Annotated in this window: 13 protein-coding genes and 2 tRNA genes; 4 read left to right on the top strand and 11 right to left on the bottom strand. The window is 72.8% G+C overall.

Annotated elements, in window-relative coordinates; translation table 11 throughout:
- Positions 1–183: 183 nt before the first annotated feature.
- The 4 genes from ACZ55U_RS32170 to ACZ55U_RS32155 all read right to left on the bottom strand — a co-directional run bounded on the left by ACZ55U_RS32170 (position 184) and on the right by ACZ55U_RS32155 (position 3,575).
- Positions 184–846 (bottom strand): ATP-dependent Clp protease proteolytic subunit, encoded by a 663-nt coding sequence (locus tag ACZ55U_RS32170; protein ID WP_465531822.1) that lies wholly within the window; start codon positions 844–846, stop codon positions 184–186.
- Positions 847–902: 56 nt separating this feature from the next.
- Positions 903–1,523, bottom strand: coding sequence for an ATP-dependent Clp protease proteolytic subunit (locus tag ACZ55U_RS32165; RefSeq protein WP_396301361.1), 621 nt, complete (start codon positions 1,521–1,523; stop codon positions 903–905).
- A 266-nt stretch (positions 1,524–1,789) separates the two neighbouring features.
- Positions 1,790–3,196 carry a trigger factor gene (gene tig, locus ACZ55U_RS32160; RefSeq protein WP_465531820.1) on the bottom strand — a complete coding sequence of 469 codons (1,407 nt, stop codon included), beginning with the start codon at positions 3,194–3,196 and terminating at the stop codon, positions 1,790–1,792.
- Positions 3,197–3,501: 305 nt separating this feature from the next.
- A tRNA-Pro gene (locus tag ACZ55U_RS32155) sits at positions 3,502–3,575 on the bottom strand.
- Between the two features lie 206 nt (positions 3,576–3,781).
- On the opposite strand from ACZ55U_RS32155, the gene ACZ55U_RS32150 reads away from it, so the two are divergent.
- Positions 3,782–3,855, top strand: a tRNA-Gly gene (locus ACZ55U_RS32150).
- Between the two features lie 97 nt (positions 3,856–3,952).
- On the opposite strand, the gene ACZ55U_RS32145 is transcribed toward ACZ55U_RS32150, so the two are convergent.
- Positions 3,953–4,516: a DUF6197 family protein gene (locus ACZ55U_RS32145; protein WP_465531818.1), complete on the bottom strand. Its 564-nt coding sequence runs from the start codon at positions 4,514–4,516 to the stop codon at positions 3,953–3,955.
- 188 nt (positions 4,517–4,704) lie between these two features.
- Here ACZ55U_RS32145 and ACZ55U_RS32140 point away from each other — a divergent pair, with 188 nt between their 5' ends.
- Positions 4,705–5,496, top strand: coding sequence for a DUF6348 family protein (locus ACZ55U_RS32140; protein ID WP_465531816.1), 792 nt, complete (start codon positions 4,705–4,707; stop codon positions 5,494–5,496).
- 32 nt (positions 5,497–5,528) lie between these two features.
- Here the strand turns inward: ACZ55U_RS32140 and ACZ55U_RS32135 are convergent, their stop codons facing one another.
- The 4 genes from ACZ55U_RS32135 to ACZ55U_RS32120 form a co-directional block, all read right to left on the bottom strand.
- Positions 5,529–5,726 (bottom strand): hypothetical protein, encoded by a 198-nt coding sequence (locus ACZ55U_RS32135; protein WP_049648957.1) that lies wholly within the window; start codon positions 5,724–5,726, stop codon positions 5,529–5,531.
- A gap of 486 nt (positions 5,727–6,212) precedes the next feature.
- Positions 6,213–7,439 carry a PP2C family protein-serine/threonine phosphatase gene (locus ACZ55U_RS32130; protein WP_465531814.1) on the bottom strand — a complete coding sequence of 409 codons (1,227 nt, stop codon included), beginning with the start codon at positions 7,437–7,439 and terminating at the stop codon, positions 6,213–6,215.
- A gap of 321 nt (positions 7,440–7,760) precedes the next feature.
- Entirely contained in the window at positions 7,761–8,246 is a 486-nt protein-coding gene (locus ACZ55U_RS32125) for a ribose-5-phosphate isomerase (protein ID WP_465531812.1), read from the bottom strand.
- 78 nt (positions 8,247–8,324) lie between these two features.
- The gene (locus ACZ55U_RS32120) at positions 8,325–8,924 is read right to left on the bottom strand and encodes a biotin transporter BioY (RefSeq protein ID WP_465531810.1); all 600 of its coding nucleotides are present in this window, start codon (positions 8,922–8,924) and stop codon (positions 8,325–8,327) included.
- A 271-nt stretch (positions 8,925–9,195) separates the two neighbouring features.
- Between ACZ55U_RS32120 and ACZ55U_RS32115 the strand changes: the two genes are divergently transcribed.
- Positions 9,196–10,635 (top strand): amino acid permease, encoded by a 1,440-nt coding sequence (locus ACZ55U_RS32115; RefSeq protein WP_465531808.1) that lies wholly within the window; start codon positions 9,196–9,198, stop codon positions 10,633–10,635.
- An 85-nt stretch (positions 10,636–10,720) separates the two neighbouring features.
- Here the strand turns inward: ACZ55U_RS32115 and ACZ55U_RS32110 are convergent, their stop codons facing one another.
- Complete coding sequence (locus ACZ55U_RS32110; RefSeq protein WP_465531806.1) at positions 10,721–11,353, bottom strand: mycothiol-dependent nitroreductase Rv2466c family protein; 633 nt, start codon at positions 11,351–11,353, stop codon at positions 10,721–10,723.
- Positions 11,354–11,581: 228 nt separating this feature from the next.
- Between ACZ55U_RS32110 and pepN the strand changes: the two genes are divergently transcribed.
- Positions 11,582–14,194, top strand: coding sequence for an aminopeptidase N (gene pepN / locus ACZ55U_RS32105; RefSeq protein ID WP_465531804.1), 2,613 nt, complete (start codon positions 11,582–11,584; stop codon positions 14,192–14,194).
- A 116-nt stretch (positions 14,195–14,310) separates the two neighbouring features.
- Here the strand turns inward: pepN and ACZ55U_RS32100 are convergent, their stop codons facing one another.
- Positions 14,311–14,610, bottom strand: a complete 300-nt coding sequence (locus ACZ55U_RS32100; RefSeq protein ID WP_465531802.1) for a putative quinol monooxygenase — start codon at positions 14,608–14,610, stop codon at positions 14,311–14,313.
- Positions 14,611–14,641: the final 31 nt, after the last annotated feature.

The following is a 14,641-nucleotide window of genomic DNA, read 5'->3' as shown; positions in this document are numbered from 1 at the left end:
TGTTTTCTTGTCCCGCCGGTGGGGTGAGGTCGCCCGCGATGCTTTCGTGCCTTGTTTTCCCTCCCTCTTTCCCCCCGCCCCCCCCCCGGGGGGGGGGGGGGGGGGCCCCCCCCCCCCCCCCCCCCCCCCCCCCGACGGGCCCCGCCCCACCCGATGGCGGGCCGGGAGGGTACCTGGCCGGCCTCAGGAGGTCAGCGAGGTCTTGCGGGTGGAGATGATCTGGTCGACCAGGCCGTACTCGACGGCCTCCTCGGCGGTGAGGATCTTGTCGCGCTCGATGTCGTCGCGCACCTGCTCCGCCGACTTGTTGGAGTGCTTGGAGAGCATCTCCTCCAGCTGCTCGCGCATCCGGAAGATCTCCTTGGCCTGGATCTCCAGGTCGGACACCTGGCCGCGGCCCGTCTCGGTGTACGGCTGGTGGATCAGGATCCGGGCGTTCGGCAGCGCCATCCGCTTGCCGGGGGTGCCGGCGGCGAGCAGCACGGCCGCGGCGGAGGCCGCCTGGCCCATGCAGACCGTGGTGATGTCCGGCTTGACGTACTGCATGGTGTCGTAGATGGCCGTCAGGGCCGTGAACGAGCCGCCGGGCGAGTTGATGTACATCTGGATCTCGCGGTCCGGGTCCATCGACTCCAGGCACAGCAGCTGCGCCATGATGTCGTTCGCCGAGACGTCGTCCACCTGCGAGCCGAGGAAGATGATGCGCTCCTCGAACAGCTTGGCGTACGGGTCGTACTCGCGGATGCCCTGCGTGGTGCGCTCGACGAAGCGCGGGACGATGTAGCGGCCCTCGGCGCGCATGTCCTCGACGCGGGCCTGGGCGGCCGACAGGCTGGGGATGTTCATGGGGGTCCTTGTCCTCCGGGGCGTTGGGGCTGTGGTCTCGCGGGCCGGGCCTGGGCTCAGGCAGCGCCCGTGCCGCCGCCGCCGGGGACGTCCGCGGCGCTGTGCATGATCGCGTCGATGAGGCCGTACTCCAGGGCCTCCTCCGGGGTGAACCAGCGGTCGCGGTCGGAGTCCGCGGTGATCTGGTCGAAGGTCTGGCCGCTGTGGTGGGCGATCAGCTCGGACATCCGCTTCTTGGTGCGCAGCAGCTGCTCCGCCTGGATGCGGATGTCGGTGGCGGAGCCGCCGAGGCCCGCGGAGGGCTGGTGCATCAGGATCGTCGAGTTCGGCAGCGAGAAGCGCTTGCCGGGGGCACCCGCGGTGAGCAGGAACTGGCCCATCGAGGCGGCCATGCCCATCGCGATGGTGACGACGTCGTTCTTGATGTACTGCATGGTGTCGTAGATCGCCATGCCGGCCGAGATCGAGCCGCCCGGGGAGTTGATGTAGAGGAAGATGTCCTTGTCCGGGTCCGCGGCCAGCAGCAGCAGCTGCGCGGTGATCTTGTTGGCGATGTCGTCGTCGACCGCCTGGCCGAGGAAGATGATCCGCTCGTTGAGCAGCCGGTTGTAGACCTGGTCGCCAAGGCCGCCGAGCACGTCACCAGCGGCGGCGTGCGGCGCCATCGGGCCAGGCATCTGCATCTGCGGGAACGTCACTTAGCCACCTGCTCAGTCGGTTTGGACGGTCGTTCCACGGCCGTCACGGTGTCGCACAGCTTCGGGTATCACGTCGTGATTGGTGCTGTCCAAGGACCCTAACGCGCAGGCCGGGCCGCAGAATCCCTCACGCAGAACTGTTCGCTGTGAGCGCAGGGTCCGGCGGGCCAGGCGGGACGACAGCGGGCCCGGACACCGTACGGTGTCCGGGCCCGCTGGGCTGCCTCGGGGGGCTACCGGGGCACTCAGGCCTCGGTCTTCTCCTCGGCGGCGCCGTCCTCGGCGGCGGGGGCCTCGGCGGCGGCCTCGACGGTCTCGCCCGTCTCGTCCTCGTCGTCGAAGTTGACCTCGTTGCCCTCGGTGTCGACGACCTTGGCGGCCTCGACCACGGTGGCCAGCGCCTTGCCGCGGGCGACCTCACCGACCAGCAGCGGAACCTGGCCGCCCTGGACGACCTGCTGCGCGAACTGGTCCGGGGTGAGGCCCGAGCCGGCGGCGCGGCGGATGAGGTGCTCGGTCAGCTCCTCCTGGTTGACGCCCAGCTCCTCGTTGGCGACGATCTGGTCCAGGACGAACTGGGTCTTGATGCCCTTCTTCGCCTGCTCCTCGATCTCGGCCTCCCACTCCTCGCGGGTCTTGCCCTGGGTCTCCAGGTAGGCGTCGACGGTGAGGCCCATCGGCTGGAGCTGGTGGTGCTCCACGTTGTGCTTGCGGGTCTCGATCTCGTCCTTGAGGAGCTTCTCGGGGTACTCGATCTCAACCAGGCCGAGCAGCGCGTCCAGCACCTTCTCCTGGGCCTGGGTGGCCTGGTCGTACTCCTTCATGCGCTCCAGGCGCTTGCGGGAGTCGGCGCGCAGGTCCTCCAGGCTGTCGAACTCGCTGGCCAGCTGGGCGAACTCGTCGTCCAGCTCCGGCAGCTCCTTCTCCTGGACGGCGGTGACGGTGACGGTGACCTCGGAGGTCTTGCCCGCCTGGGTGCCGCCCTTGAGCTCGGTCTCGAAGGTCTTCTCCTCGCCGGCCGACAGGCCGACGACGGCCTCGTCGATGCCGTCGATCAGGCGGCCCGAGCCGATCTCGTAGCTGACGCCGGTGGCGGTGCCGTCCTCCGGCACCTCGCCGTCGACCTTGGCGACCAGGTCCACGACCACGATGTCGCCGGCGGCGGCGGCGCGCTCGACGTCCTTGACCGAGGAGAAGCGCTCGCGCAGCTGCTCCAGCGACTTCTCGACGTCCTCGTCGGAGACGACGATCGGGTCGACGGTCACCTCGATGGAGGAGAACTCCGGCAGGGTGATCTCGGGGCGGACGTCCACCTCGGCGGTGAACTTCAGGTCGCCGCCGTCGGCGATCTTCTCGACACCCTCGATGTTGGTGATGTCGGGCTGGCCGAGGACCTCGATCTTGCCCTCGTCGACGGCCTGCGTGTAGAAGCGCGGCAGGGCGTCGTTGACGGCCTCCTCCAGCACGGCGCCACGGCCGAAGCGCTGGTCGATGACCCGGTTCGGGATCTTGCCCTTGCGGAAGCCCGGGACCGAGACCTGCTGGTTGATCTTCTTGTACGCCGCGTCGAGGCTGGGCTTGAGCTCCTCGAAGGGCACCTCGACGGTGAGTCGAACCCGGGTCGGGTTCAGAGTCTCGACGGCGCTCTTCACGGTTTGGTCTCCTATGGGCTTGCGGTCAGGTTGTCTCCGCCCGTCCCCGCCGCCCGGCCGGGGCCGGAAGGGGGTTCGGACGAGACGGGCGATGGGCGGTTGGAGCTGCATCTCCCGTGGGGTGGACGGTGAGCTTGACTCCTCGCCCTCGTGCGGTTGACCTGGGTGGACGCCACAGGGACTACCGCCAGCGCCCCATCCTACCGGTACCACGAAAGGCGGACGCCAGACGCCACCGTACCGCCGCCCCGGAGCTCCGACACAGAACAGGGCCCCGCCCCGGTGGGCGAGACCCTGCCGCACTGTCGGGGTGACCGGATTCGAACCGACGGCCTTCCGCTCCCAAAGCGGACGCGCTACCAAACTGCGCCACACCCCGTGGTGCCGAGAGGAAGCGTACACGCCGGGCCTGCGCGGGCTCGCCGACTTGTTCCGCTTGTTCCGCGCGGGCGCGGCCGCGGTTTATACCGCGCGACCCCGGCCGGGCGGGCGCGCGGGGGTGTGCGCGACGCGGTGTGCACACGGGCGCCCGGACCAGGTAGGCTGTCCCCCGAACTTCCGGCCGGTGACGGCTCGGAGGGTCGTGCGGGCGTAGCTCAATGGTAGAGCCCTAGTCTTCCAAACTAGTCACGCGAGTTCGATTCTCGTCGCCCGCTCCACAGGTCCGGCCCCGGTGCGCCCAGCGCGTCGGGGCCGTCGACGTTTCCGGGCCCCGCGCCGGCCGCGCGGCGCCCGCCCGAGGCGTCCGCCCCGCGTTCAGAGGCCGAGTCCGGCGGCCCGGGCGGCGGCCCGGTCCAGCAGCTGGTGGACGTCGCCCTCCCGGGTGGTGGGGCGGTCGTTGTACTCGTCCGGGGAGCGCGCCGGGCGGCCGGTGGCGTGCAGCACCTCCATCAGCTGGACCCGGGCGGTGCGGACGGTGGCGGGGGTCCCGTAGCCGTGCGCCAGGACGGCGGCCTGGGCGCCGAGCAGGCAGACCCGGCCGGCCTCGTCCCACATCGCGCCCTGGAGCCAGCCGTGCGCCCCGATGTAGCGGGAGGCGAGCCGCAGGTGGTCGGCCACGGCGACCGGGACGGGGCGGGCGGGCCGGTTCAGCGCCCGGTCGAGCAGGGTGGCCCGGGGCGGCGCGGGGTGGCCGGCGTGCCAGGGCCGCAGGGTGCTGCCGTACCGGCAGACGTACGGCACCGGGGTGCGCGCGGGGGTGGGCAGCGTGGCGAGGTAGGCCTCGATCTCGGCGACCAGGCCGCCGTCGGAGACCGGGCCGAACGGCGCCGGACCGGGGGCGAGGAGGGCGGGCGGGGTCGGGGCGGCGGTGCGGGGCATGCGGGCTCTCCGGGCGGACGGCTGTCGGGTTCCGCTGCCCAAAATGGGGCATCCGCGACATTTTCGCGACCGGAGAGCCGGACGGTCCGGGTGGTTTCCCGGTGGGCTGTCGGGCCGATAGCCTCGGCGGCGTTCGAGCGCGTTCGAGCGCTGCCCCCGGCGCCGCGCTCCCGAGGTGGAGGAGTCCGGTGCGTCCGCAGGAGCGACTGGCCGTCATACAGCGCTGCGTGGTCCGCGAGATGGCGCGGCTGGGCCAGGTGTTCCACCCGGACGGCGAGGTGGTCCGCGGCCCCGGCACCACCGCGGTGGCGGTGCGCGAGCACCCCGGGGACGACGGCGCCGGGCACGTGGACCTGGGCTTCGTGCTGCACCTGGGCCGGGCGGACGCCCCGGTGGTGTGGGACTGCGCGGCCGGCCTCGGCAAGACCGAGGAGGAGAAGCTCGCCAACGCGGTGCGGATGTGGGCGACCACCACCGCCTCGGTGCTGGTCGAGTCGGCGGAGCGGTACGGGGTGCACGCCGACCACGCGGACCTGCCCGAACTCCCGGGCTGGCACGCGGTGCAGGGCCCGGCCGCGGTGTTCGGCTTCGGCAACGAGCACCTGGCGGGCTGGCTGGCCGAGCACCGGGTGCTGCCGGCGCTGGCGCCCGCGCTGCGCGCGGAGCTGACGGTGCCCGGGCCGGTGGGCGTCAAGCTCTTCCTGGGCGGGAAGGCCGGGGACGACGTCGCCGAGGTCCGGGTGGGCGGCGAGGTGTCCGAGGCGGCGTCCGCGGCGCTGCGCGCGCTGGACTGGCCGCGGGGTGAACGGCTGTGCTGGGCGCGGTTGTTCGTCCTGCTGACGGCCGAGCCGACGGCATCGGGGCAGCGCGCGTCGGCGGGTGCCGAGGCACCCGCACCGATGCGTGTCCCGGCCCCGGCGGCGGCCCGCCCCCGGGGACTGTTCGCTCGCTGGCGGGAGGCCAGACGGGCCGGCCGGTGACCCCGGTCGGGGGTGCGGGCGGCCCGGCCGGATCAGCCTCCGGTGATGCCGGAGATGCTGTGGGCGAGGTTGGCCAGCAGGGAGTTGATCGAGGTCGCGACCGTGGTCTCGTGCAGCATGAAGCCGAACAGGGCGGCGACGATCGCGTGCGGGATCTTCATCTGCTTGTTGCGGATGAAGATGATGCACAGGATCGCGAACAGGACCAGTGCGGAGACGGAGAGTGCCACCCGGACTCACTTCCTCGTTTTCATAGCGGGGTGCCACCACCCGGCGGCACCTGCGAAAGCCGGACCCCGGCCTGTCCGACGGTCCCGAGGCGGAATCGCGGACCGTCCGGCGCACCGCCGGCCGGGGAGCCCACGGTCGACCGCTGTTCTCCGTGCCGCACGTGACACCCCCCATCCCCCGAATCCTGAACAGTCCCGCCCGGACTCAGTGTGGTCGACCGTGCTGGTTGCGTAAAGGTCTGAAAGTCAGCCCAACGCCATATCCTGCGGTGCGGGACGAGTTTCCGCCGACCGGGACGATAGCGGAGTTGTCCTGACGAATCGTCGGCGGGGCCGGGCTGAGCGGCCGGAAAACGGCCGGGGGCGGGTAACGGAAGCCGCAGGTCCGGTCCATCGACGGGGCGTCCGATTTGGCTGAAGATCAGCTACCAGGCTTGACAGCGGCACTGCCGGTGGCATGTGCCGGGAGGACGGTCCGACCGGCCGTCAGTCGCGCCAGAGCAGCAGCAGGGCGCGGTCGTCGTTGATGTCCCGGGCGACCGTCTCGATGAGCGCGGCCGCGGCGCCCGCGCCGGTGCCGGGACCGCCGCCGGGGACCACCCGGTCCGCCTCCCCCATCAGCCGGTCCATGCCCTCCGCGAGGTCCCGGCCCGGCGCCTCGACCATGCCGTCGGTGCAGAGCATCAGGACGTCGCCCCGGTTCAGCCGGCCGCGCACGCCCTCGAACTTGGCGCCGTCGTAGATCCCGAGCAGCGGGCCGTCGGCCTGCTTGACCTCCCAGCGCCCCTCCCCCGCCAGGCGCTGCATGCCCGGCAGGTGCCCGGCGGAGAGCAGCTCGTACTCGCCGGTGTCCAGGTCCAGCACCAGGTGGACGGCGGTGGCGAAGCCCTCCTCCCAGGACTGGCGCAGCAGGTAGCCGTTGGCGGCGGGCAGGAAGTCGTGCGCGGGCAGCGAGCCGACCAGGCCGCCGAAGGCGCCGGAGAGCAGCAGGGCCCGGGAGCCGGCGTCCATGCCCTTGCCGGAGACGTCGGCGAGGACCACCTCCAGCAGCCGCTGGCCGGGGCCGGTGCGGGCGGCGACCACGAAGTCCCCGGAGAAGGACTGGCCGCCGGCCGGGCGCAGCGCCATGTCCGCGTGCCAGCCGTCCGGCAGTTCGGGCACCCGGCTCTGCACCCGCAGCCGCTCGCGCAGGTCGAAGAGCATGGTGGAGCCGCCCCACCAGGGCACGCCGACCCGGGCGCGGAACTGGGCGAGCAGCAGGCCGCCCACGCCGGCGGCGCCGACCACCAGGGCCGCGCCCGGGGTCACGCCGTAGAGGTAGGCCTCGGGGTTGTCGCTGGCGACCCGCTGGCCGGTGTGGATCACGGACTCGGAGGAGAGGCCGAGCGCGGCCAGGGCGTAGAGCACCACCAGGCTGCCGGGGCGCAGCAGCAGGGCGCCGGCCAGGATCGGCAGGACCAGGGAGGTGGGCGGGGCCCAGTCGGGCATCCAGATGTTGAGCAGGATCAGCAGCGGGACGAGCAGGGCGAGCGCGCAGAGCACCGGCCAGTCGGCGGCGCCGCCGCGGAAGTAGTCCACCCCGGCCGTGCGCAGCCTTCGGCGGACCCGGCGGACCCTCTTGCGCAACCGGGCCGTCACGGACTCGGACGCCGGGGCGGCGCCGGGCCTCGTCGCAGTCGTCTGGGGCTTGGTGCCCGGCGCTCTGCCAGCCATGGGGTCCGACCCTATCCACGGGCACCGCCCGGCGTCGACGGGCCGGGGGCGGGTGCGGGCGCCGGAGCGCTGGGTGCCCGGTGGGTTTCGGCCGATCGGGGCGGGGGTGGGCGGGCCGCGAGGGGCCGTGTGGGGGTTGGGCGCACGAACCCGGCGGGTGGTGCGTGTGCCCGGCGTGCGGCGGGTGTCCGTGCGCCGGGTCCTGTGGCCGATCCCACAGGCGTCGCGCGGCCGCGGAGGCCGTCCCGGGGGCGCCGGGGACGGCGGCGGCCGGTCGCACGGAAGCGTGCGACCGGCCGCCGGGGGGTGTGGGTGGCGGGATCAGCCCTGCGGGTGGTGGGCCGGGATCGGCGGGAGCTCGCCGGTGGTCTCGTACTCGCTCAGCATCTCGATCCGGCGGGTGTGCCGGGGCTCGCCGCTGTACGGGGTCTTGAGGAAGACCTCGACGAACTCGGTGGCCTCCTCGACCGTGTGCATCCGGCCGCCGATGGAGATCACGTTGGCGTTGTTGTGCTGGCGGCCGAGCTCGGCGGTCTGCACGCTCCAGGCCAGCGCGGCCCGGACGCCCTTGACCTTGTTGGCGGCGATCGCCTCGCCGTTGCCCGAGCCGCCGATCACGATGCCCAGGGCCTCCGGGTCGGCGGCGGTGCGCTCGGCGGCGCGCAGGCAGAACGGCGGGTAGTCGTCCTCGGCGTCGTAGATGTGCGGCCCGCAGTCGACCGGCTCGTGGCCGGCCCCCTTGAGCCACTCCACGAGGTGGTTCTTCAGTTCGTATCCGGCATGGTCGGAGCCCAGGTACACGCGCATGCCCATGAGTGTGGCATGCGCGTGCGCCCGGGCCCGACAACGGGTGCGCCGGCGGCGGGTGCGCCCGCCGGGCGCAGGTCAGCGCCGGCCGAGCAGCTTCCAGGCCAGCGGCAGGGCGCCAGCGGCGAAGGCGGCCTTGAGGGCGTCGCCGACGAGGTACGGGTAGAGGCCGAGCTCGGCGGCGCGGGCGAGCGGCACGTGCAGCGACAGGGCGAGGTACGGGACGCCGACCGCGTAGATGGCCAGGCTGCCGAGGACCATGGTGGCGGCGGTGTTGACCGGGGTGCGGTCGGCGCCCCGGCGGGCCAGCGCGCCGGTGAGGGCGGCGGCCACGACGAAGCCGAGCACGTAGCCGAAGGTCGGGAAGGCCCAGCCGGTGGCGCCCCCGGTGAACCAGGGCAGGCCCGCCATGCCGGCCAGCAGGTACAGCGCGAGCGAGGCGACGCCGCGGCGGGCGCCGAGCGCGGTGCCGACCAGCAGGGCGGCGAAGGTCTGGCCGGTGACCGGCACCGGCGAGCCGGGGACGTTCACCGACAGCTGGGCGGCCACGCCGGTCAGGGCGGCGCCGCCGGCCACCAGGGCCAGGTCGCGGGCCTGGGCGCCGAGGCGGGTGGAGGCGGCGGGCAGCAGGTCGGCGAGGACGGCGCGACGCGGTATCGGGGTGGTGGCAATGGCCATCGGGTCTCCTCCAGAAGAGTCCAGGTGAGTGAACACCTGTGAACCTACGCGGTGATCCCCCGGGCGAACGGGGTCGGTTTCGGACAAACCCCCGGCCTCGGGGGTTGTCGGAACCGACCGTTGATCACGCCCAGCCATCAGGCGGTCACGATGGGCTCCGGGGAGGTCCGCATGGTGGGCCCTGGTCGGTCATCTTTGGCATGGACAGCGATATCGCCGGATATTGGACAGCTCGTACCGCTCACCGCACAGCAGTCTGGATCCACCCCTTATGCCCCCCACTTCCGCTCCTCCGGCGACCGGGACGCCTCACGGCCCCCAGCCGACCGCGAGCCCGGCGTCGGGACAGCAACTCGCCCACGGCCTGAAGCAGCGCCACCTGTCGATGATCGCCCTCGGCGGCGTGATCGGCGCCGGCCTCTTCGTCGGCTCCGGCGCCGGCATCGCGGCCGCCGGCCCGGCGGTCATCCTCGCGTTCGTGCTCTCCGGCCTCCTGGTCATGCTGATCATGCGGATGCTCGGTGAGATGTCGGCCGCCCGCCCCGCCTCCGGCTCGTTCTCGGTGCACGCCGAGAAGGAGATCGGCCCCTGGGCCGGGGTCACGGCCGGCTGGATGTACTGGGTGATGCTGTGCTGCGGTGTCGCCGCGGAGGCCACCGCCGCCGGGAAGATCGTCAACGGCTGGATCCCGGGCGTCTCCGTCTGGATCTGGGTCGGCCTGTTCATGGCGTTCTTCTGCTCCAGCAACCTCACCGCGGTGAAGAACTTCGGCGAGTTCGAGTTCTGGTTCGCCGCGATCAAGATCACCGCGATCGTCGCCTTCCTGGTCCTCGGCGGGCTCGGCATCGCCGGTGTGATCGGCCCCGGCGCCCCCGGCGTCGAGAACCTCACCGGCCAGGGCGGCTTCCTGCCCAAGGGCGTCGACGGACTGATCGTCGGCCTGCTCGCCTCGGTCTTCGCGTACGGCGGCATGGAGACGGTGACCATCGCCGCCGCCGAGTCCGACGACCCCAAGAAGAACGTCGCCAACGCCGTGCGCACCGCGGTGTGGCGGATCGCGATCTTCTACATCGGCTCGATGGCCCTGGTGGTCACCCTCGTGTCCTGGAAGGACCCGAAGGTCGTCGCCGACGGCCCGTACGTCACCGTGCTGAGCCACCTCGGGATACCCGCCGCCGGCGTGATCATGCAGGTGGTGGTGCTGATCGCGCTGCTGTCCGCGATGAACGCCAACATCTACGGCGCCTCCCGGATGGCGTACTCGCTGGTCGGCCGCGGCCAGGGCCCCAAGGCGCTGGCCAAGGTCAGCGGCGGGGTGCCGCGCCGCGCCGTGCTGGCCTCCTGCCTGTTCGGCTTCGGCGCGGTGCTGGCCTCCAAGTTCTGGCCGGCCACCGTGTTCACCTGGCTGATGAACACCACCGGCGTGGCGATCCTGGTGGTCTGGCTGTTCATCTGCGTGTCCCAGCTGCGGATGCGCCGCCGGCTGGAGCGCGAGGCGCCCGAGCTGCTCACCGTCAGGATGTGGGGCTTCCCGTACCTGACCTGGGTCGCGCTGGCCGGCGTGGTCGGCATCCTCGCCCTGATGACCACCACCGCGGGCAACCGCGACCAGCTGTACGCGGCCGGCGTGCTCGTCGCGGTCCTCAGCGTCGTCGGACTGCTCAAGCAGCGCCGGGACGCCGCCGCCCCGGCCGAGCGGCGCCCGCACTGACCCTCCGTCCGCACGGCGAGGGCCCGGTACCGATCGGTACCGGGCCCTCGCCGCGTTTCCGGGGGCGGCTACCCCCGGCCCACCCTCACTCGAAGGACGGGCCGTCCGTACGGGTGCGCTTGATCTCGTAGAAGCCCGGGGTGGAGGCCACCAGCAGGGTGCCGTCCCACAGCCGGGCCGCAGCCTCGCCCTTCGGGGCGGGGGTGACCACCGGGCCGAAGAAGGCGACCCGCTCGCCGTCCGCACCCTCGACCGCGATCACCGGGGTGCCGACGTCCTCGCCGACCAGGGTGATGCCCTCCTTGTGCGAGGCGCGCAGGGCCTCGTCGTAGGCGTCCGTGTCCGCCGCGTCGGCCAGCTCGGCGGGCAGGCCCGCGGCCACCAGCGCGGCCTCGATGGTCTCCCGGTTCTGCGGCAGGCCCTGGTTGTGGAAGCGCAGGCCCAGCTCGGTGTAGAGCCGGCCCAGCACCTGCGGCCCGTGCTGCTGGGCGGCGGCGACGCAGACCCGCACCGCGCCCCAGGCGTTGTCCAGCAGCTCCCGGTAGTTCTCCGGGAGGTCCCGGTGCTCGTTGAGCACCGACAGGCTCATCACGTGCCAGTTCACGTCGACCGGACGCAGCTGCTGGACCTCGATCAGCCAGCGGGACGTCATCCACGCCCAGGGGCAGGCCGGGTCGAACCAGAAGTCGGCGGTCTTGCGCTCAGCGGCAGTCGTCACTGGGAGTCGTCCTTCGTGAGGTGGTCCGAGGCAGGGAGGTGTTCCGCCCCCGAGAGCGCCAACACCCGCCCCGCGCGGCTGATTCCGGCGCGGGCGGGCGGTTCTGTGCAATGGTACTGGCGGAGCGGGCCGTGAAAGGATGACCCCGCGCGCGGACCACACACCCGCGCCGAGACCGCACCACCCACCAGGCGCACCACCGTGCGAGCCGGACAAAGGAGTACCGCCGTGCCGGGCAAGAACCTCAGCCGCGACGAGGCGCAGCAGCGGGCCAGCATTCTGGCCGTGGACGGCTACCGGGTCCGGCTGGACGTGACCTCGGCCCCCGACCAGGCGGCCGGGACCTTCCGCTCCACCACCACCGTCGCCTTCCGCTGCTCCCAGCCCGGCGCGGACACCTTCCTGGACCTGCTCGCCCCGGCCGTCCGCTCCGTCACCCTCAACGGCCGCGCCCTCGACCCGGCCACCGCCTACGACGGCGCCCGGGTGCACGTCGACGGCCTGGCCGCCGAGAACGTGCTGACCGTCGAGGCGGACTGCGCCTACAGCCGCACCGGCGAGGGCCTGCACCGCTTCGTCGACCCGGTGGACGGCGAGACCTACCTGTACACCCACTACGAGCCGGCCGACGCCCGCCGGGTGTTCGCGAACTTCGAACAGCCCGACCTGAAGGCCCCGTTCACCTTCACGGTGACCGCCCCGGCCGCCTGGGACGTGTGGTCCAACGCACCGCACGAGAACGTCACCGCCGAAGGGGACGCCCGCACCTGGGAGTTCGCGCCGACCAAGCCGATCTCCACCTACCTCACCGCCGTCGTCGCCGGCCCGTACCACGTCGCCCGCGACCACTACCGCCGCGAACTGGCCGACGGCACCGCGCTGGAGATCCCGCTCTCCGCGATGTGCCGCAAGTCGCTGGCCCCGCACTTCGACGCGGACGAGATCCTCGGCGTCACCAAGCTCGGACTGGACTTCTTCCACGAGCGGTTCGACTACCCGTATCCCTTCGGCAAGTACGACCAGGCCTTCGTCCCCGAGTACAACATCGGCGCGATGGAGAACCCGGGCTGCGTCACCTTCCGCGAGGAGTTCGTCTTCCACTCGAAGGTCACCGACGCCGCGTACGAGGGCCGGGCCAACGTCATCCTGCACGAGATGGCGCACATGTGGTTCGGCGACCTGGTCACCATGCGCTGGTGGGACGACCTGTGGCTGAAGGAGTCCTTCGCCGACTTCATGGGCTCCTACGGCCTGATCGGCGCCCGCACCCGCTACTCCTCGGCCTGGGTCACCTTCGCCAACCAGCGCAAGGCCTGGGCCTACCGGCAGGACCAGTTCCCCACCACCCACCCGATCACCGCGGACATCCGGGACCTGGAGGACGCCAAGCTCAACTTCGACGGCATCACCTACGCCAAGGGCGCCTCCGTCCTCAAGCAGCTGGTGGCATACGTCGGTTCGGAGGCGTTCTTCGAGGGCGCCCGCCGCTACTTCAAGCGCCACGCCTTCGGCAACACCGAGCTGGGCGACCTGCTGGAGGTGCTGGAGGAGACCAGCGGCCGCGACCTCAAGGCCTGGGCCGCCGCCTGGCTCCAGACCTCCGGGGTCAACGCGCTCACCCCGCAGGTCACCACCGACGCCGAGGGCCGGATCACCGAGCTGGCCGTGCTCCAGGACGGCGAGGTCGCCCGCCCGCACCGGATCGCCGTCGGCCTGTACGACCGGGACGCGAACGGCGCCCTGGTGCGCACCGGGCGGATCGAGCTGGACGTCACCGGGGCGCGGACCGTGGTCGACGAGGCCGTCGGCCTGCCCCGCCCGGCGCTGGTGCTGCTCAACGACGACGACCTGACGTACTGCAAGATCCGCTTCGACGAGGAGTCGCTGGAGACGCTGCGCACCGGCCTCGGCGACATCCACGACGATCCCTCCCTGACCGGCACCGGGCAGCAGGCGACCGATCGGCCCATCGGCCTGGCCCGGGCGCTGGCCTGGTCCGCGGTCTGGAACCTCACCCGGGACGGCCTGATGCCTGCCCGCGACTACGTCGCCCTGGTGCTGCGGTTCGCCGGCCAGGAGGGCAACATCGGCGTGCTCCAGTCGCTGCACGCCCAGGCCAAGACCGCCGTCGACCTGTACGCCGACCCGGCGTGGCGGGCCGAGGGCGGCCGGCTGCTGGCCGACGGCGCCCTGCGCGAGCTGCGCGCGGCCGTCCCCGGCAGTGACCACCAGCTGGCCTGGGCCCGCTTCCTCGCCCAGACGGCGGGCGGCGCCGAGCACCTCGGCCTGGTCCGCGGCCTGCTGTCCGGCAGCGCCCGGATCGACGGCCTGGAGGTGGACCAGGAGCTGCGCTGGTCGCTGTGGCTGGCCCTGGCCGCGGCCGGCCAGGCCACCGACGAGGAGCTGGCCGCCGAGCTGGCCGCCGACAACACCGCGAGCGGCAAGCGGCACCACACCCAGTGCCTGGCCGCCCGGCCCACCGCGGAGGCCAAGGCCGCCGCCTGGTCGGCGGTGATCGACTCGGACGAACTGCCGAGCGCCCTGGTCGAGGCCAACACCGCGGGCTTCTCGATCCCCGCCCAGCGCGACCTGACGGCCCTCTACGCGGCGCCGTACTTCAAGCTGCTGGAGCGGGTCTGGGCCGAGCGGACCATCGAGATCGCGATGCGGATCGTCGGCGGCTTCTTCCCGATCGCGCAGACCGACGAGCAGACGCTGGCCGAGGCCGACGCCTGGCTGGCGGGGCACCCCGAGGCGGCGCCGGCGCTGCGCCGCCTGGTGCTGGAGCGCCGGGACGACCTGGCCCGCGCGCTGCGGGCGCAGGCCTGCGACCGCGCCTGACGGCCCGTACGCCGAAACGGCCGTGGGCCCCGCCCGCTCCTGGAAGCCGGGGAGCGGGCGGGGCCTGACGGACCGTGGGCACTGCGGCGAGCGCCGGGCGCCTGCGGGTTCTCGACTCAGAGCTGCGGCGCGGGGACCGGAGCGCTGGGGTGTGCCTCGCGCTCGACCCGCGGCAGGACCTCCGGGACGTACACCTTCCGGACCGCGTCGCCGTCGTCGTGCGCCTCCCAGGCCTCCCGGCTCGCCCAGCGCTCCACCAGGACGAAGCGGGCGGGGTCGGCCTGCGAGTGGTACGCCTCCCAGCTGACGCAGCCGTCCTCGGCGAGGCACAGCGGCCGCATCCGGGCCGGCGCGCCGGCGACCGCCGGGACGCCGTCCGGCTCGGTGACCCTGACGATGACGATGAGGTCGAACATCACTGCTCCTCGGCGGTGGGCCGGTCCCGGC

The organism is Kitasatospora sp. NPDC034533, from assembly GCF_055575155.1.
This window is presented reverse-complemented; position numbering and strand designations above follow the sequence as displayed.